Raw genomic sequence first — 16591 nt, 5'->3', positions numbered from 1 at the left:
ATGCCGTCCAGATTCAATATATTGACCTTATTTCGTGTAGATCGCGCTTTGTTCATCTTCCCTTCAGATGAAAAACGCTTTTGTTTAAGGTGAGTTAGACCGGCTATCACCCGAATGGGGCCGGGTGCGAGGGGCGAAGGACCATATGCTCGATCTGGCGATTGTAGGCGGCGGCCCAGGCGGGTTGATGAGCGCCTGGTACCTCAAGAAGAAGCTCGGAGCGCTTTGCCGCGTCACCATCTACGAGGCGTCCGATCGCGTCGGTGGTAAAATCCTGACGAAGACATTTGACACGGCGCCGGCGATGTACGAGGCGGGCGTGGCCGAAATCTACGACTACTCGATGACGGGTCCCGACCCGCTGCGCGAACTGATCCAGCATTTCGGGTTGCAGACCATCCCGATGGACGCCGAGCAGGTGCAGCTCGACGGCGAACTGCTCGACGATGTGCCGGGTATGCGCCGCAAGTACGGCGCGCAGACCGCGAAGGCGATTGAGGATTTCCGCAAGCTCTGCGCGTCGATGGTGACGCCGCTCGAATATTATGAAGGCGTTGGCGCGCACGACAACGAACATCCGTGGGCCTACATGAGCGCCGAGGAGCTGCTGGATCGCGAAGTCGCCGATCCGGTCGCCAAACGGTTCCTGAAAGTAATGGCGCGTTCCGACATCGCCACCGAGCCGCACAACACCAATGGGCTGAATGCGCTGAAGAACTTCGTGATGGATGTCGAGGGCTATATCGGCCTCTACTCGATCCAGAACGGCAACGAACAGCTCGTCCACAGCCTGCAAAGCGAAATCGATGCCGACATTCAGTTGAACCATCGCGTTCTCAAGGTCGGCAAGGCGGATTCCGGGCGCTACGCCATCAACATGATGAACGGCAAGGGGCCGATCACCAAGGAACACGATCTGGTCGTGATGTGCCTGCCGCACTCGTGGCTCACCACCATGCGCTGGGATGGCGAACTGCTGCGCCATTCGATGGTCAAGCACATCGCCTATTTCGACCGCCCGGCGCACTACCTGCGCGTCTCGCTCCTGTTTGACGAGCCGTTCTGGGGCGACAAGGTTCCGGGCGCGTGGTGGATGTCGGAAGCTTTCGGCGGCTGCTGCGTGTACGTCGAAGGCGCGCGTCACGATGTCGGCCGCCATGGCGTGCTGAACTGGCTGATCCCGGGTTCGGATGCGTTGGCCTTCGCTAATCTCAGCGACAAGGAGCTGATCGATGCGGCGCTGAAGTCGTTGCCGAAATCGTTCGGCGATGCCCGCTCGCATTTCCTCGAAGGCAAGACCCATCGCTGGCTGTCGTCGGTCAACAGCATTCCGGGCGGGTTGCCCGCGCGCGACGTCATGACCAATCATCATCCGGAGCCGCATGAGCATCCCGGTCTGGTTGTCGTCGGCGACTATCTGTTCGACTCGACGCTGAACGGGCTGCTGGATTCGTCGGACGCCGCGACCGACATCATCCTCACGCAGATGATCAAGCTGCGCTACGAGCGCGGCGATAGCGGCAATGTGCCGTCCGAAAAGATCGACCGCGCCTATTTCGATAACTACCGCAACACCGGACCCTACAGCGAGGTCTGGAGCCAGTTCACCGATCCGGACTATCTCGCCAACCTCATCAAGATCGTGTGGAACCGGGCCAGGGGCTACAAGCTGCTGGTGGCGGGCTCGGCGAGCGGCGAACTGGTCGGTGCGCTGCGCGAACGCGGCATCGATGCCTGGGGTGTCGAGAACAACCGCTATATCCACGCCAAGACGCCCAAGGCGCTGCGGAAATACAACAGGCTCGGCTCGCTCACCAAGTTGCCGTTCAAGAACGGCGAGTTCGATTTCGTCTATGAGACGAGCCTGTGTCATGTGTCCGACAAGCAGGTGAAGCGCGCCGTCCGCGAATTGAACCGCGTCGTGAAGACTGGGTTCGTGTTCGGCTCCATCACCAGCGACATGGCGCCGGGGCTGATCGACCGTTACGACCTGCTGCGCGGTGTCAAAAAATTAGGCACCTGGTGGGAGTGGTCCGAGCTGTTCTTCAACAACGGCTTCGACCTGTCGATGCACCGGCGCGACACCACCGACGCTGTCTGGGATGCGACGCTGGCGGCGAACAAGGGGCCCGGCGACTGGTACATGGACGCCGACAGCCTGCGCTATTCGTTCTTTGACAAGGTTGCCGCCGACGACTAATCGCTTAAGGACGCGGCGGCCATCCGGCCGTCGGCAGCGACGGTTTTTATATGCCGACCAAGCCGCCCAGTTCGGATACCGACAAGCCAGCGTCGGGCAAGCCGCTCGACGACGAGGCGGCGCGCCTTGCCGCAGGGCAGGCCGATATTCCCGCGCCGCCGATCCCCGACGACATCGACGACGATGACGACGACGAGGATCTCGTCGCCTATACCGCGAGCGAGGCCGCGGGCGCTTTCGCGACCATCTGGCGGTTCACCTGGCCGCACATGCGCCAGTACAAGACGTGGGTCGCCGTCGTTGGCCTCGGGCTTTTCGTGGAGACGTTGTTCAACGTCATCATGCCGCTCAGCCTGAAGTATCTGATCGACGACGCGCTCGGCGAAGAAGACTTCCAGGCGCTCTATACCATTCTCGGCGTGCTGGCGGCGGCCGGCATCATCACCTCCATCGTCGCGGTCTGGTACGAGCGCTGGGACGCGCGGCTCGCGGCCTCCGTGATCGCCGATGTTCGGGGTCGGCTGTTCGAGCATGTCCAGAACCTGCCGGCGGCTTTCTTCGGACGGACCAAGCGCGGCGAAATCCTCTCGCGGTTTTCCGTGGACATGGCCGGCTACGAATCCTCGGTCAAGCATTTCGCCAACAGCGCGGCGTTGCCGTTCCTCGAACTGATCGCGGGCATCGGCCTGATGATCTGGCTGAACTGGCAGCTTGCCGCCGTGGCGCTGCTGATATTCCCGATCACGCTGATCGGCCCGCGCATTCTGACGCCGAAGGCGGTGCAGGCGAACTACGAGCAGAAGGTCAACGAGTCGGCGATACTCGGCGTGGTGCAGGAAAACGTCGCGGCGCAGATGGTGGTGAAAGCGTTCGGCTTGCAGCGCAAGGCGTTCGGCTGGTTCACCTTCCGCAACAACGCTGCGCGCCGTTCGATGTCGGACGCGACATTCCTGTCGACCATGGTGGAGCGGACCGTCACCATTTCGGTGCTGCTGCTTCATCTGATCGTGCTGGCGATCGGCGCGTATCTTGCGACCATCGGCAAGATTTCCATCGGCACCTTCGTCACCTTCGAGAGCGCGTTCTGGGAAATTTCCTACAACATCGCGCACCTGATGCATTTCATTCCCGTGGCGATTCAGGCCTCCGCCGCCGTGCGCCATATGGAAGAACTGCTGGATGAGCCGACGCGCGGCGCCGACCGGCCCGGCGCGCCGGATCTGCCCCGCATTACCGACAACATCACCTTCGATCGCGTGGTCTTCAAGTACGAAGGCAGCGACACCACGGTTCTCGACAGCCTGTCGCTCAAGATCGGCGTCGGCAAAAACATCGCCATCGTGGGGCCGAGCGGCTCCGGCAAGAGTACGCTCCTCAATCTTATTCTACGTCTCTACGTGCCGAACGAGGGCAGGGTGACCATCGACGGCGTCGACATCCGCAAGGTGACCCGCGACTCGCTACGCAAGAGCATGGCGGTGGTGTTTCAGGAAAACATGCTGTTCAACATGTCGATCCGCGAGAACATCCGGCTCGGCAAGGAAGGTGCGACCGACGCCGAGGTCGAGGACGCCGCCAGGAAGGCGGAGATCCATCGCTACATCATGACACTGCCGGACAAATACGACACGGTGGTGGGCGAGCGCGGCGATACGCTGTCCGGCGGCCAGCGCCAGCGCATCGCGATTGCGCGCGCCATCGTCCGCAATCCGTCGGTGCTGCTGCTCGATGAAGCGACGTCGGCGCTCGACCAGACCACCGAGGCCGCGATCAACCGCACGCTGCTCAAGGTCGCCAAGGGCCGCACCATGATCTTCTCGACGCATCGGCTGACGTCGGTGGTCGACATGGACGAAATCATCGTGATCAGCAACGGCCAGGCCATCGAGCGCGGGCCGCACGCCGAACTGCTTGCGAAGAACGGCATGTACCGCAAGCTGTGGGACGATCAGCTTCACAAGTCGCGTCATCCGGAAGAAGACGACGATGACGAGGATGACGACGAATAACTTCCTCGCGAACCCGTAAGCTGCGTCGATGACGAACGCATCGAACAGCCGGATGCTTGCCGGCAAATGCCTGTGCGGCGCGGTCCGTTACGCGGTGGCGGACGAATTCGCCTATGCCATGAATTGTCACTGCTCGAACTGCCGGCGGACGACGGGTTCGGCGTTCAAGCCTTTTGCCGGCATCGCGCGTGAAAAGCTGAACCTGATCCAAGGCAAAGACGATCTGACCATCTTTGGCGAGGAAAATGGCCACGACGCGCACTGCAAGACGTGCGGGTCATTGCTCTATTCGGTGGTCCGGGACGGCACCTACGTTCATGTCGCGATGGGAACGCTCATTGGCGATCCGGGCATCCGTCCGAGCGCGCATATCTTCGTCGGCTCGAAGGCGCCGTGGTTTACGATCACCGACGATCTGCCCCAATACGAAGAACATGTCGTCGCCGGGTCTTCAGGTAAATGAGGGTGATGCGCAGGACGCGACCTGCGCGATTACGGCTGGGCGGTCCGTCTGACCAAGAGCGTTTCGCGGGCGTGGCGGATGGCGCCGACGCCGAAGCGATGGGCAAACCGAATCCATCGGCGCAGATGCCACAACAGTCCGGTGTCGACCGAGATCGAGCGAAGGTCGTAGGCCTGACGCCGTGAGGCGTTGTCGTTGGCGCACTTGTCCGGATCGTCGTAGAATTGCGAAATCTTCGCGGCATCCATGCCGGCGGTCGACAGCCATGCCGGGATGTAGGCGTTGCACAGCCGTTCCACGTCCATGAACACTTTCCCGGTGCCGGTGCCGGCGGCGGGACATGACGTTGCGAAGGCGTCGCCCACCAGAACGATACCGGCTTGCCGATGACCTTTGGTGACATAGAGGTCGGCGGGACGAATCTTGATCACGCCTTCGACCTTGAAGTCGCCGGTCAGCGCGGCAAGGTTGGGCATCAGTTCGTGCGTGGCCTGTTCGGGCGTCTGGCGCATCCGGCGCAGCCATGGGTCGTCCATGCCGCGATAGACCATGAGGTTGGCGCGCATTGCCGAGCCGATCGGAAACAGCGTCAGATAAGACATCTGCGCTGCCGAATTTTCCGTGAAGTAGGTCAGTGCGGGAAATTCAAACCTGTCCCGATCGACAGGCGCGACGTTGAAGCCCACGGTGATGGAATGACACGGGCTGATGATTTCGCGTTCGATGCCGAGCGAGTGGCGCAGCCCAATGTTCAGGCCGTTCGCGAGCACGATCAGGCGGGCAGAGATGCTTTCGCCGTTGGACAACGTCACGGTCTGACGGTCAGCGCTGGTGGCGACGGCCGTGACCTTGGCTTCGATGAAATCGACGGTGGCGGGGATCTGACGGCGAACGGTGTTCACCAGGTCGTCGTAGATGATGCCGTGCTGGTCGCTGGGCCGCTTGTCGAGCAGGCGTCCGAGCCGCGCGGTCCAGACTGCACTGTCGAGCGTGGTCGCGGCAAGCACGGGTTCGGAAAGGCCGGTCTTGCGCAGGATGTCGAGCTGATAGCCGCCGAGCTTTTCGCAACGGAAGTCGGAAGGGTAGATGGCGTGCGGATCGACCAGAACTGCGGAAATTCCCGCGCGGCCGAGCATCGCCGCTGCTGTCGATCCCGCCAGCCCGCCGCCGACAATGGCGATGTCCGTATGACGCATGTCCGCCTCGTTTCGAGCTGCATAGCATTACCGCTGCAAACTCGACTAAAGCTTGAAACGAACATGGTGAACGAGCGGTGAGGTTAATGCTGCGAAAACGCATGTATTAACGCTTTAAATGCTTGTGACTTGCCTGCGGCGGGCCGTCGCAGCATTACTGCTCGGGGCGGCCGGTTTTCTTGGATCGAAGTAATGGAACTGCAATCCGATACCGGCAAGATGCGGCATTGACGCGCGTAAGCGCAGGTTTGAACTCCAATGATTTCAGTTACGGTCGCATCGCCCGGTCAGAATATCGCCGCACAGTGGGATGATCTCGTCCGGCGCGCGCCCGGCAACGCATTCATGAATCCTGTCGCGCTGAAGGCGGCGTTCGATACCATGTTCGCGGCGGTGTACGTGCTGCTGGCCTGGGAAGAGGGCGTCGAGTCCGCACGGCTCGTTGGTCTTTGGGCCCTTCAGCAGCGCAGCGTCATGATGTTCTGGCCGGCGCTGCTTGAAGCCCGTCCATACAACTACGCATTTTTGTCCACGCCGGTCATCGACTCCGCCTTTGTGGGTGAGGTGATCCCGGCGTTTTTCGCCGCGATCCGGAATCATCCCACGCTGCCCAATGTGGTCAGCCTGAAGGAAATGGACGGCGACTCGCCGGCCTTTGCCGCCATCCGGAAAACCATCGCGGACGAACGTCACGCTCATCTCACGCTCACTCAAAGCACGCGTCCTTCCGTGTCGCGCGAGAAGGGTGTGAAAAGCTCCGGTTCGACCCGCAAGAAGCTGCGGCAGGACTGGAACCGGCTGTCCGGGTTGGGTGCGCTGGAAATGGTCAACGAACGGTCGGCCGATGCCACACGGGCGGCGTTCGAGCAGTTTCTCGATCTTGAAAAGCGAAGCTGGAAGGGGGCCGAAGGCACCGCCATCCTGTGCAACGATCGGGATGCGGCGTTTACCCGGCGGCTCATCGGGGACCTGGCAGAGGATGGGAACGCCTCGGTGGCGCTGCTGCGCCTCGACGGGCGTCCCGTGGCGGCGCAGGTCGTGCTGTATTGCGGGACCAGCGCCTATACTTGGAAAACCGCCTTTGACGCCGATTTCGCGAAGTATTCTCCCGGCGTCCTCCTGATCGACAAGCTCACCGAACACCTGTTCGCGGCAACCGGCGTGGAGGTCATCGATTCGTGCTCGGCCGAGGGCAGTTTCATGGGGAATCTATGGACCGGGCGGAAAGCCATGGTCGACATGGTGGTGGACGTCGGTGCGAGTCGCTCGCTGGTGTTCGCCATGGAGGCCGCGCGGCAGCTCGGCTACGAAAAGCTGCGCAATCTGCGGGACTGGCTGCGGGCCACGTCCGTGCTCCCGGTGAGGCGGCGGCTGGCGTCTCCATGAGGGGCTGGTTGGGAATCCTCTTGTAAGTCATTGAAATCAAATTATATTTCTTTATTATCGGCCATGCGGTCGGTATCATTGTCAGGCTGTAATCGCCGCAGGCGACCAGGAATCAGCGCCGATGGACCCGGCCGGAGGGGCCGAAACGACTCGAAATTTGCGATGCGCAGATTCGCGAACAATGTCATGGACGACATTGATCGAGCCGTGCGCGGCGTGTCAGAAGTGGCTCTGCCACTTGCGTTTTTGCCATGTCGTTTAGTCTTGACTTAGGTGGGCGTGGCTTATAAAACCCGGCCACTTCACGACAGGCGGTGAGCTTCCCTGCGTCGGAACGGATCACCTTTTCAGCCCGCGTTTTCAACCGGGATGGATCGGCACCAACCTCGACGGATGTCGCTCAAACGCTGTCGGCACTAGCCAGGCAATGCCAGGACACACTTGACCTCTCGGGCGACGCGGATTCGCGCACGGCCTTGAGTTCAGTCTCGGATGCATGATCGCGGTTTTCAACCGTGATCCTCTGTGGCGTTCAAGCGCTTTCCATTCAGTGATGAATGGTTGGCGCGATTTCGTTTTGCGCGGGTGAACGCGCGGCGCGGGATCGGTTTGGTTGCCGGCGTGAAGCGAGTGGGGCGAAAGCTCCGAATGAATTTGCGGGACCGATGAGGTTTCGTGTGAACAAGGGTGAACGATGCCGACGATCAACCAGCTGATCGCAAAGCCACGTGAAGCGCAGAAGTCGCGCAAGAAGGTGCCCGCTTTGCAGCAGTCGCCGCAGAAGCGTGGCGTTTGCACGCGCGTCTATACGACGACTCCGAAGAAGCCTAACTCGGCGCTTCGTAAGGTCGCCAAGGTGCGCTTGACCAACGGCTTCGAAGTCATCGGTTACATTCCGGGTGAAGGCCACAACCTTCAGGAGCACTCGGTGGTCATGATCCGCGGCGGCCGCGTCAAGGATTTGCCCGGCGTGCGTTACCACATTCTCCGCGGCGTCCTCGATACGCAGGGCGTCAAGAACCGCAAGCAGCGTCGTTCGAAGTACGGCGCGAAGCGTCCGAAGTAATCGGGGATCTGATCTATGTCGCGTCGCCATTCTGCTGAAAAGCGTGAAGTGAACCCGGATCCGAAGTTCGGGAACATCATCATTACGAAGTTCATGAATTCGATCATGTACGACGGCAAGAAGTCTGCCGCCGAAAGCATCGTCTACGGTGCGCTCGAGATGATCGAGAGCAAGACCAAGCAGGGTCCGCTGCCGGTGTTCGAGCAGGCGCTGGAAAACGTCATGCCGACGATCGAAGTGCGTTCGCGCCGCGTCGGTGGCGCCACCTATCAGGTGCCGGTTGAAGTTCGCTCCGTGCGCCGTCAGGCGCTGGGCATTCGCTGGATCATTACGGCCGCCCGCGGCCGCAACGAAAAGACAATGACCGAACGGCTCTCCGCGGAGCTGCTCGATGCATCGAACAACCGGGGGAACGCGGTCAAGAAGCGTGAAGACGTGCACAAGATGGCGGAAGCCAACCGTGCCTTCTCGCACTATCGCTGGTAACGGCGAACCGAACCGGACATTAAGGAACGAACCCCATGGCGCGCCAACATCCTATCGCTGACTACCGCAATTTCGGTATCATGGCGCATATTGACGCCGGCAAGACCACGACCACCGAGCGCATCCTCTTTTATACCGGCAAGAGCCACAAAATCGGCGAAGTGCACGAAGGTGCCGCGACGATGGACTGGATGGAGCAGGAGCAGGAGCGCGGCATCACCATTACGTCGGCTGCGACCACCGCGTACTGGAACGGCAAGCGTCTGAACATCATCGACACTCCCGGCCACGTCGACTTCACCATTGAAGTCGAGCGTTCGCTGCGCGTGCTTGACGGTGCCGTTGTCGTTCTCGACGGCAACCAGGGCGTTGAGCCGCAGACCGAGACCGTCTGGCGTCAGGGCGACAAGTATCGCGTTCCGCGCATCGTTTTCGCCAACAAGATGGATAAGACCGGCGCTGACTTCTACAAGTGCCTCGATGACATCGTGAAGCGTCTCGGCGCAAAGCCGATCGCGATCCAGCTTCCGATCGGCGAAGAAAGCAACTTCGTCGGCATGGTCGATCTCGTCCTGATGAAGGCTTACATCTGGAACAACGAGGCGCTCGGCGCAAAGTACGAGACTGTCGAGATTCCGGCCGACCTCGTCGACAAGGCGAAAGAATATCGCGAGAAGATGCTGGAAGCCGCCGTCGAACTCGACGACGAGGTTCTGTCCGCTTATCTCGACGGCAAGGAGCCCGATGAGGCGACCTTGAAGCGTCTGATCCGCAAGGCGGTTCTGACCAGCGCTTTCTATCCGGTGCTGTGTGGCTCGGCCTTCAAGAACAAGGGCGTGCAGCCTTTGCTCGACGCTGTGATCGAGTACCTGCCGTCGCCGCTCGACGTTCCTGCGATCAAGGGTCTCGACCCTGACAACGACAACGCAGAGATCACCCGCGAGCCGAAGGACGACGCGCCGATGTCGCTGCTCGCCTTCAAGATCATGGACGATCCTTTCGTCGGCACCATCACGTTCTGCCGCATCTACTCGGGCACGCTCACCAGCGGTACTGGCGCGATCAACTCGACCAAGGAGCGCAAAGAGCGCATCGGCCGCATGCTGTTGATGCATGCGAACAACCGCGAAGACATCAAGGAAGCGTTCGCTGGCGACATCGTCGCGCTTGCTGGTTTGAAGGAAACTCGCACCGGCGATACGCTGTGCGACCCCGATCATCCGGTCATCCTTGAAAAGATGGAATTCCCGGAGCCGGTCATCGAAATCGCCATCGAGCCGAAGTCGAAGGCCGATCAGGAAAAGCTCGGCATCGCGCTTGCGAAGCTGGCGAACGAAGATCCGTCTTTCCGCGTCTCGACCGATCAGGAATCCGGCCAGACCATTCTGAAGGGCATGGGCGAACTGCATCTCGACATCAAGGTCGACATCCTTCGCCGTACCTACAAGGTCGATGCCAACATCGGCGCGCCGCAGGTGGCCTTCCGCGAGAAGATCACCAAGAAGGCCGAAGTCGATTACACGCACAAGAAGCAGACCGGTGGTACCGGCCAGTTCGCGCGCGTGAAGTTCGTCGTCGAGCCGGGTGAACCGGGTTCGGGCTTCGTGTTCGAATCGAAGGTTGTCGGCGGTTCGGTTCCGAAGGAATACATCCCCGGCGTCGAAAAGGGCCTCAACAGCGTGCTGACCTCAGGCGTTGTCGCGGGCTTCCCGGTGGTGGACGTCAAGGTGCAGCTGGTTGACGGCGCCTACCATGATGTCGACTCGTCGGCGCTCGCATTCGAAATCGCATCGCGCGCGGCGTTCCGCGACGCGCTGCAAAAGGGCAAGTCAGTGCTTCTCGAGCCGATCATGAAGGTCGAGTGCGTGACCCCTGAAGATTACACCGGCTCGGTCATCGGCGATCTCAACTCCCGCCGCGGCCAGATCCAGGGTCAGGACATGCGCGGCAACGCCAACGTCATCAACGCGATGGTGCCGCTCATGAATATGTTTGGTTACGTGAACAACCTGCGCTCGATGAGCCAGGGCCGCGCGACCTTCACGATGCAATTCGATCACTACGCCGAAGCACCGGCGAACGTGTCGGCAGAAGTCCAAAAGAAGTTTGCTTGATTTCTTTGACGAGAGTCAAAGTTGAACGGAGAACGTCATGGCTAAAGCTAAATTTGAACGCAACAAACCGCACTGTAACATTGGCACCATCGGTCACGTCGACCATGGCAAGACATCGCTGACCGCAGCGATCACCAAGGTCCTGGCTGAAACGGGCGGTGCGACGTTCACAGCGTACGACATGATCGACAAGGCGCCGGAAGAAAAGGCGCGCGGCATCACGATCTCGACCGCTCACGTTGAGTACGAGACCGCGAACCGTCACTACGCTCACGTCGATTGCCCCGGCCACGCCGACTACGTGAAGAACATGATCACCGGCGCAGCCCAGATGGACGGCGCGATCCTGGTCGTGTCGGCTGCCGACGGCCCGATGCCGCAGACCCGCGAGCACATCCTGCTCGCCCGTCAGGTCGGCGTTCCTGCGCTCGTCGTGTTCATGAACAAGTGCGACATGGTCGACGATCCGGAATTGCTCGAACTCGTCGAGATGGAAGTTCGCGAACTTCTCTCGAAGTACAACTTCCCGGGCGATGACATTCCGATCATCAAGGGTTCGGCTCTCGCCGCTCTTGAAAACAAGGATCCGAAGCTCGGCCACGACGCCGTTCTGGAGCTCATGAAGGCTGTCGACTCCTACATTCCGCAGCCGGAGCGTCCGATCGACCAGCCGTTCCTGATGCCGGTCGAAGACGTGTTCTCGATCTCGGGCCGTGGCACCGTCGTCACCGGCCGCGTCGAGCGCGGCATCATCAAGGTCGGCGAAGAAATCGAAATCGTCGGTCTCAAGGACACCGTGAAGACCATCGTCACCGGCGTCGAAATGTTCCGCAAGCTGCTCGATCAGGGCCAGGCCGGCGACAACATCGGTGCTCTTCTCCGCGGCACCAAGCGCGAAGAAGTCGAGCGTGGCCAGGTTCTCTGCAAGCCAGGTTCGGTCAAGCCGCACACCAAGTTCAAGGCTGAGGCCTACATCCTCACCAAGGAAGAGGGCGGACGTCACACTCCGTTCTTCACCAACTACCGTCCGCAGTTCTACTTCCGCACGACCGACGTGACGGGCGTGGTTCACCTGCCGGAAGGTACCGAAATGGTGATGCCGGGCGACAACATTGCGATGGAAGTGCACCTGATCGTGCCGATCGCGATGGAAGAAAAGCTCCGCTTCGCGATCCGTGAAGGCGGCCGCACCGTCGGTGCAGGCGTCGTCGCAAGCATCATCGAGTAACAAACGATCCGTCGTCATGCCCGGCTGCGAGGCCGGGCATTCACGACCCTCTTATTAAACGTGGATGGCCGGGCTGACCGGTCGTGACGGACAAGAAAGACAGCGGCAATGAACGGCCAGAATATTCGCATTCGTCTCAAGGCGTTCGACCATCGGATTCTCGATACGTCGACCCGCGAGATCGTGAACACGGCAAAACGTACCGGTGCACAGGTTCGCGGACCCATTCCGCTGCCGACCCGCATCGAGAAGTTCACCGTCAACCGTTCGCCGCACGTCGACAAGAAGAGCCGCGAGCAGTTCGAGATGCGCACGCACAAGCGCCTTCTCGATATCGTCGATCCGACCCCGCAGACCGTGGACGCGCTGATGAAGCTCGACCTCGCCGCTGGTGTCGACGTCGAGATCAAGCTCTGAGCACGACCCCGAAGTGGGCACCGGTCTTTGGACCGGGTCGTGCTCACTAAAAAGTTTAGTTAGTCCTTCGGGACATAGAGAAGAACAGGAAGCACGCCGATGCGCTCCGGAGTGATCGCACAAAAGGTCGGGATGACGCGGGTCTTTACAGAGGCCGGTGAACATATCCCTGTGACCGTGCTCAAGTTGGGCAATTGCCAGGTTGTTGGCCATCGCACGACCGAGAAGAACGGCTACGTCGCGTTGCAGCTCGGTTCGGGCTCGCGCAAGACCGTCTATTTGCCCAAGGCTGAACGCGGCCAGTTCGCCGTCGCCAAGGTCGAGCCGAAGCGGAAGACCGCGGAGTTCCGCGTGTCCGAAGATTCGCTGATCCCGGTCGGCGCCGAAATCCAGGCTGACCATTTCGTCGTGGGCCAGTTCGTCGACGTGACGGGCACCTCGGTCGGTAAGGGTTTCGCGGGCGGCATGAAGCGCTGGAATTTCGGCGGCTTGCGCGCAACCCACGGCGTCTCGGTTTCGCATCGTTCGATCGGTTCGACCGGCGGACGTCAGGATCCCGGCAAGACCTTCAAGAACAAGAAGATGCCCGGTCACATGGGTGTCGATCGCATCACCACGCTGAACCTGCGCGTTGTGCAGACGGATGTGGCGCGCGGACTGCTGCTCATCGAAGGCGCCGTTCCTGGCTCCAAGGGTGGATGGATCACCGTGCGCGACGCCGTGAAGAAGGCTCTGCCGAAGGATGCGCCGAAGCCCGGCAAGTTCAAGCTGGCTGGCGGTACAGATACGGCTGCTCCTGAAGCAGCACCGGCTGAGGAGGGCGCGTGATGGAATTGAAGGTCACAACCCTCGAAGGTAAGGCCGCTGGGTCGGTTCAGCTGTCGGACGAGATCTTCGGTCTCGAGCCGCGCAAGGACATCATCCAGCGCGTCGTCAACTGGCAGCTCGCGAAGCGTCAGGCCGGCACCCACAAGACCAAGGGCCGCGCTGAAGTCTGGCGCACCGGCAAGAAGATGTACAAGCAGAAGGGCACCGGTGGTGCGCGTCACGGTTCTGCCCGTGTTCCGCAGTTCCGCGGCGGTGGCCGTGCGTTCGGTCCGGTCGTGCGCTCGCATGCGTTCGCGCTGCCGAAGAAGGTTCGCGCGCTCGGTCTGCGTCACGCCCTGTCGGCGAAAGCCAAGGACGGCGGTCTCATCGTGATCGAGAATGCCGATCTGAAGGATGCCAAGACCAAGGCGTTGCTCGGTCACTTCTCGGGCCTCGAGATCACCAACGCGCTGATCATCGACGGCACCGAAGTGAACACCGGTTTCGCGACCGCGGCTCGCAACATTCCGCACATCGACGTGCTGCCGGTCCAGGGCATCAACGTCTATGACATTCTGCGCCGTCAGAAACTCGTTCTGACCAAGGCCGCACTGGATGCGTTGGAGGCGCGCTTCAAATGAGCACTCAAGACTCGCGCCACTACGACATCATCGTCTCTCCGGTTGTGACCGAAAAGGCGACTGTTGCGTCCGAGCACAACAAGGTTGTGTTCAAGGTCTCGGCGAAGGCGACCAAGCCGCAGATTAAAGACGCGATTGAGAAGCTGTTCGACGTTAAAGTGAAGAGCGTCAACACGCTGGTCCGCAAGGGCAAGACGAAAGTCTTCCGCGGCCAGTTCGGTTCTCAGTCGGATTCGAAGCGCGCGATCGTGACCCTCGAAGAAGGTCATCGCATCGACGTGACCACCGGTCTGTAAGGCGAACGACGATGGCATTGAAAACATTCAACCCCACGACGCCCGGCCAGCGCCAGCTGGTCATGGTCGATCGTTCGGCGCTCTACAAGGGCAAGCCGGTCAAGACTCTGACCGAGGGCAAGCACTCGAACGGCGGCCGTGGCAACACGGGTCGCATCACTGTGCGCTTCCGCGGCGGCGGCCATAAGAAGGCTTACCGCATCGTCGACTTCAAGCGCACCAAGGTCGATGTTCCGGCCAAGGTCGAGCGTCTTGAGTACGATCCGAACCGCACCGCGTTCATCGCGCTGATCAAGTACGCCGATGGCGAGCAGGCTTATATCCTGGCGCCGCAGCGTCTGGCCGTGGGCGACACCGTCGTCGCCGGCAACTACGTGGACGTGAAGCCGGGCAACGTCATGCCGCTCGGCAACATGCCGGTGGGCACGATCATCCATAACGTCGAGCTGAAGATCGGGAAGGGCGGCCAGATTGCGCGCTCGGCCGGCACCTACGCCCAGATCGTCGGCCGCGACCATGACTTCGTCATTGTCCGTCTGAACTCGGGCGAACAGCGCCTGGTTCACGGCCGCTGCACCGGCACCATCGGTGCGGTGTCGAACCCGGATCACATGAACACCTCGATCGGCAAGGCCGGTCGTACCCGATGGATGGGCTGGCGTCCGCATAACCGCGGCGTCGTCATGAACCCCGTCGACCATCCGCACGGCGGCGGCGAAGGCCGTACCTCGGGCGGCCGTCACCCGGTCACTCCGTGGGGCAAGCCGACCAAGGGCAAGAAGACGCGTTCGAACAAATCCACCAACAAGTTCATTCTCATCAGCCGCCACAAGCGGAAGAAGAAGTAAGGATCGCCGGACATGGTTCGTTCAGTCTGGAAAGGCCCGTTCGTTGAAGGCTCTCTGCTCAAGAAGGCAGATGTCGCACGTTCGTCCGGCCGTCACGACGTCATCAAGATCTGGAGCCGCCGCTCGACGATCCTCCCGCAGTTCGTGGGACTCACCTTCGGCGTCTACAACGGTCAAAAGCATGTTCCGGTTGCAGTGAATGAGGAAATGGTCGGTCACAAGTTCGGCGAGTTCTCGCCGACGCGGACCTTCCACGGCCATTCGGGCGACAAGAAAGCCAAGAAGTAAGGGCTTAAGGACTTAGTCATGAGCAAACCAAAGCGCGAACGGGTTCTCCCGGAGAATGAAGCAAAGGCGGTAGCCCGCATGCTTCGCGTCAGCCCGCAGAAGCTGAATCTGGTGGCGCAGTTGATCCGCGGCCGCAAGGCATCGGCAGCACTCGCCGACCTGCAGTTTTCGCGCAAGCGGATTGCGGGTGATGTGAAGAAGTGTCTGGAGTCCGCGATTGCGAACGCCGAGAACAACCATGACCTCGATGTCGACGCGCTTGTCGTCGCCGAGGCGCATGTTGGCAACGGCATCGTGATGAAGCGTTTCGCACCGCGCGGCCGTGGCCGTTCGGGTCGTGTTTTTAAACCGTTCTCGCAGCTGACGATTGTCGTTCGTCAGGTCGAGGCCGAGGCGAGCGCCTAAGGGCGGGAGAAGACGATGGGTCAAAAGATCAATCCAATCGGGCTGCGTCTGGGCATTAACCGGACCTGGGATTCCCGTTGGTTCGCCGGCAAGAACGAGTATGCGAAGCTCCTCCACGAGGACATTCGCATCCGCGCCATGCTGATGAAGGAACTGAAGCAGGCTGCGGTCGCGCGTATCGTGATCGAGCGCCCGCACAAGAAGTGCCGCGTGTCGATCCACTCCGCCCGTCCGGGCGTCGTGATCGGCAAGAAGGGCGCTGACATCGACAAGCTGCGCCAGAAGGTTGCTGCGATCACCGACTCCGACGTCGTGATCAACATCATCGAAATCCGCAAGCCGGAACTCGATGCGACCCTGGTTGCGGAATCGATCGCGCAGCAGCTCGAGCGCCGCGTTGCGTTCCGCCGCGCCATGAAGCGCGCCGTTCAGTCGGCGATGCGTCTCGGCGCCGAAGGCATCCGCATCAACTGTTCGGGTCGTCTGGGCGGCGCGGAAATCGCGCGCATGGAATGGTATCGCGAAGGCCGCGTGCCGCTGCATACGCTGCGCGCTGACGTCGACTACGGTGTCGCCACCGCGTTCACCACGTTCGGCACCTGCGGCGTGAAGGTCTGGATCTTCAAGGGCGAAATCCTTGAGCACGATCCGATGGCGCAGGACAAGAAGATGGCTGAAGGCGACAGCGGACGTCCGCCCCGTCGCGACGCAGCTTGATAGATTTTTACGAGAAGGTTTGAG

At 60.9% G+C, this 16591-nt stretch carries 17 protein-coding genes; 16 read left to right on the top strand and 1 reads right to left on the bottom strand.

Going from position 1 to position 16591, the window contains the following annotated elements; all coding sequences use genetic code 11:
• The first annotated feature begins 145 nt into the window (after positions 1-145).
• Genes AC1RKJ_RS05090 through AC1RKJ_RS05080 form a run of 3 tightly spaced genes read left to right on the top strand, consistent with a single transcriptional unit; the run spans position 146 to position 4672 of the window.
• Complete coding sequence (locus AC1RKJ_RS05090; RefSeq protein WP_492789994.1) at positions 146-2200, top strand: FAD-dependent oxidoreductase; 2055 nt, start codon at positions 146-148, stop codon at positions 2198-2200.
• 50 nt (positions 2201-2250) lie between these two features.
• On the top strand, positions 2251-4209 hold the full coding sequence (locus tag AC1RKJ_RS05085; RefSeq protein ID WP_492789993.1) for an ABC transporter ATP-binding protein: 1959 nt from the start codon (positions 2251-2253) through the stop codon (positions 4207-4209).
• Positions 4210-4237: 28 nt separating this feature from the next.
• Positions 4238-4672, top strand: a complete 435-nt coding sequence (locus AC1RKJ_RS05080; protein ID WP_492789992.1) for a GFA family protein — start codon at positions 4238-4240, stop codon at positions 4670-4672.
• A gap of 29 nt (positions 4673-4701) precedes the next feature.
• Here the strand turns inward: AC1RKJ_RS05080 and AC1RKJ_RS05075 are convergent, their stop codons facing one another.
• Positions 4702-5868 carry an FAD-dependent oxidoreductase gene (locus AC1RKJ_RS05075; RefSeq protein WP_492789991.1) on the bottom strand — a complete coding sequence of 389 codons (1167 nt, stop codon included), beginning with the start codon at positions 5866-5868 and terminating at the stop codon, positions 4702-4704.
• Positions 5869-6126: 258 nt separating this feature from the next.
• Between AC1RKJ_RS05075 and AC1RKJ_RS05070 the strand changes: the two genes are divergently transcribed.
• The 13 genes from AC1RKJ_RS05070 (at position 6127) to rpsC (ending at position 16567) form a co-directional block, all read left to right on the top strand.
• On the top strand, positions 6127-7254 hold the full coding sequence (locus tag AC1RKJ_RS05070; RefSeq protein WP_492789990.1) for a GNAT family N-acetyltransferase: 1128 nt from the start codon (positions 6127-6129) through the stop codon (positions 7252-7254).
• A 694-nt stretch (positions 7255-7948) separates the two neighbouring features.
• Positions 7949-8320, top strand: a complete 372-nt coding sequence (gene rpsL / locus AC1RKJ_RS05065; protein WP_046826837.1) for a 30S ribosomal protein S12 — start codon at positions 7949-7951, stop codon at positions 8318-8320.
• A gap of 15 nt (positions 8321-8335) precedes the next feature.
• Positions 8336-8806 (top strand): 30S ribosomal protein S7, encoded by a 471-nt coding sequence (rpsG, locus tag AC1RKJ_RS05060; RefSeq protein ID WP_492789989.1) that lies wholly within the window; start codon positions 8336-8338, stop codon positions 8804-8806.
• Between the two features lie 35 nt (positions 8807-8841).
• Positions 8842-10920 (top strand): elongation factor G, encoded by a 2079-nt coding sequence (gene fusA, locus AC1RKJ_RS05055; protein WP_492789988.1) that lies wholly within the window; start codon positions 8842-8844, stop codon positions 10918-10920.
• A gap of 37 nt (positions 10921-10957) precedes the next feature.
• Positions 10958-12148, top strand: a complete 1191-nt coding sequence (tuf, locus tag AC1RKJ_RS05050; RefSeq protein WP_492789987.1) for an elongation factor Tu — start codon at positions 10958-10960, stop codon at positions 12146-12148.
• 108 nt (positions 12149-12256) lie between these two features.
• On the top strand, positions 12257-12565 hold the full coding sequence (rpsJ, locus tag AC1RKJ_RS05045; protein ID WP_002712302.1) for a 30S ribosomal protein S10: 309 nt from the start codon (positions 12257-12259) through the stop codon (positions 12563-12565).
• A 99-nt stretch (positions 12566-12664) separates the two neighbouring features.
• A complete protein-coding gene (gene rplC, locus AC1RKJ_RS05040) occupies positions 12665-13393 on the top strand; it encodes a 50S ribosomal protein L3 (protein WP_492789986.1) in 729 nt (242 codons plus the stop codon).
• Positions 13393-14013 carry a 50S ribosomal protein L4 gene (rplD, locus tag AC1RKJ_RS05035; RefSeq protein WP_492789985.1) on the top strand — a complete coding sequence of 207 codons (621 nt, stop codon included), beginning with the start codon at positions 13393-13395 and terminating at the stop codon, positions 14011-14013. The genes rplC and rplD overlap by 1 nt, the downstream gene beginning before the upstream one ends.
• Complete coding sequence (locus tag AC1RKJ_RS05030) at positions 14010-14309, top strand: 50S ribosomal protein L23 (protein ID WP_492789984.1); 300 nt, start codon at positions 14010-14012, stop codon at positions 14307-14309. Before rplD ends, AC1RKJ_RS05030 begins: the two co-directional genes overlap by 4 nt.
• Before the next feature lie 11 nt (positions 14310-14320).
• The gene (gene rplB, locus AC1RKJ_RS05025; RefSeq protein WP_492789983.1) at positions 14321-15157 is read left to right on the top strand and encodes a 50S ribosomal protein L2; all 837 of its coding nucleotides are present in this window, start codon (positions 14321-14323) and stop codon (positions 15155-15157) included.
• A 12-nt stretch (positions 15158-15169) separates the two neighbouring features.
• A complete protein-coding gene (gene rpsS, locus AC1RKJ_RS05020) occupies positions 15170-15445 on the top strand; it encodes a 30S ribosomal protein S19 (RefSeq protein WP_492789982.1) in 276 nt (91 codons plus the stop codon).
• Positions 15446-15463: 18 nt separating this feature from the next.
• Complete coding sequence (gene rplV / locus AC1RKJ_RS05015) at positions 15464-15850, top strand: 50S ribosomal protein L22 (protein ID WP_492789981.1); 387 nt, start codon at positions 15464-15466, stop codon at positions 15848-15850.
• A gap of 15 nt (positions 15851-15865) precedes the next feature.
• Positions 15866-16567, top strand: a complete 702-nt coding sequence (gene rpsC / locus AC1RKJ_RS05010; RefSeq protein WP_492789980.1) for a 30S ribosomal protein S3 — start codon at positions 15866-15868, stop codon at positions 16565-16567.
• Positions 16568-16591: the final 24 nt, after the last annotated feature.

It is taken from the genome of Afipia sp. GW822-FHT04G07 (assembly GCF_058800765.1).
This window is presented reverse-complemented; position numbering and strand designations above follow the sequence as displayed.

Coding starts and splice junctions, on each gene's coding strand:
- rpsS (WP_492789982.1), top strand. CDS start 15,170: ATGGTTCGTTCAGTCTGGAAAGGCCCGTTCGTTGAAGGCTCTCTGCTC.
- rpsC (WP_492789980.1), top strand. CDS start 15,866: ATGGGTCAAAAGATCAATCCAATCGGGCTGCGTCTGGGCATTAACCGG.
- AC1RKJ_RS05070 (WP_492789990.1), top strand. CDS start 6,127: ATGATTTCAGTTACGGTCGCATCGCCCGGTCAGAATATCGCCGCACAG.
- rplV (WP_492789981.1), top strand. CDS start 15,464: ATGAGCAAACCAAAGCGCGAACGGGTTCTCCCGGAGAATGAAGCAAAG.
- rplD (WP_492789985.1), top strand. CDS start 13,393: ATGGAATTGAAGGTCACAACCCTCGAAGGTAAGGCCGCTGGGTCGGTT.
- AC1RKJ_RS05085 (WP_492789993.1), top strand. CDS start 2,251: ATGCCGACCAAGCCGCCCAGTTCGGATACCGACAAGCCAGCGTCGGGC.
- rpsG (WP_492789989.1), top strand. CDS start 8,336: ATGTCGCGTCGCCATTCTGCTGAAAAGCGTGAAGTGAACCCGGATCCG.
- rplB (WP_492789983.1), top strand. CDS start 14,321: ATGGCATTGAAAACATTCAACCCCACGACGCCCGGCCAGCGCCAGCTG.
- AC1RKJ_RS05030 (WP_492789984.1), top strand. CDS start 14,010: ATGAGCACTCAAGACTCGCGCCACTACGACATCATCGTCTCTCCGGTT.
- tuf (WP_492789987.1), top strand. CDS start 10,958: ATGGCTAAAGCTAAATTTGAACGCAACAAACCGCACTGTAACATTGGC.
- AC1RKJ_RS05080 (WP_492789992.1), top strand. CDS start 4,238: ATGACGAACGCATCGAACAGCCGGATGCTTGCCGGCAAATGCCTGTGC.
- rpsL (WP_046826837.1), top strand. CDS start 7,949: ATGCCGACGATCAACCAGCTGATCGCAAAGCCACGTGAAGCGCAGAAG.
- fusA (WP_492789988.1), top strand. CDS start 8,842: ATGGCGCGCCAACATCCTATCGCTGACTACCGCAATTTCGGTATCATG.
- AC1RKJ_RS05075 (WP_492789991.1), bottom strand. CDS start 5,868: ATGCGTCATACGGACATCGCCATTGTCGGCGGCGGGCTGGCGGGATCG.
- rpsJ (WP_002712302.1), top strand. CDS start 12,257: ATGAACGGCCAGAATATTCGCATTCGTCTCAAGGCGTTCGACCATCGG.
- AC1RKJ_RS05090 (WP_492789994.1), top strand. CDS start 146: ATGCTCGATCTGGCGATTGTAGGCGGCGGCCCAGGCGGGTTGATGAGC.
- rplC (WP_492789986.1), top strand. CDS start 12,665: ATGCGCTCCGGAGTGATCGCACAAAAGGTCGGGATGACGCGGGTCTTT.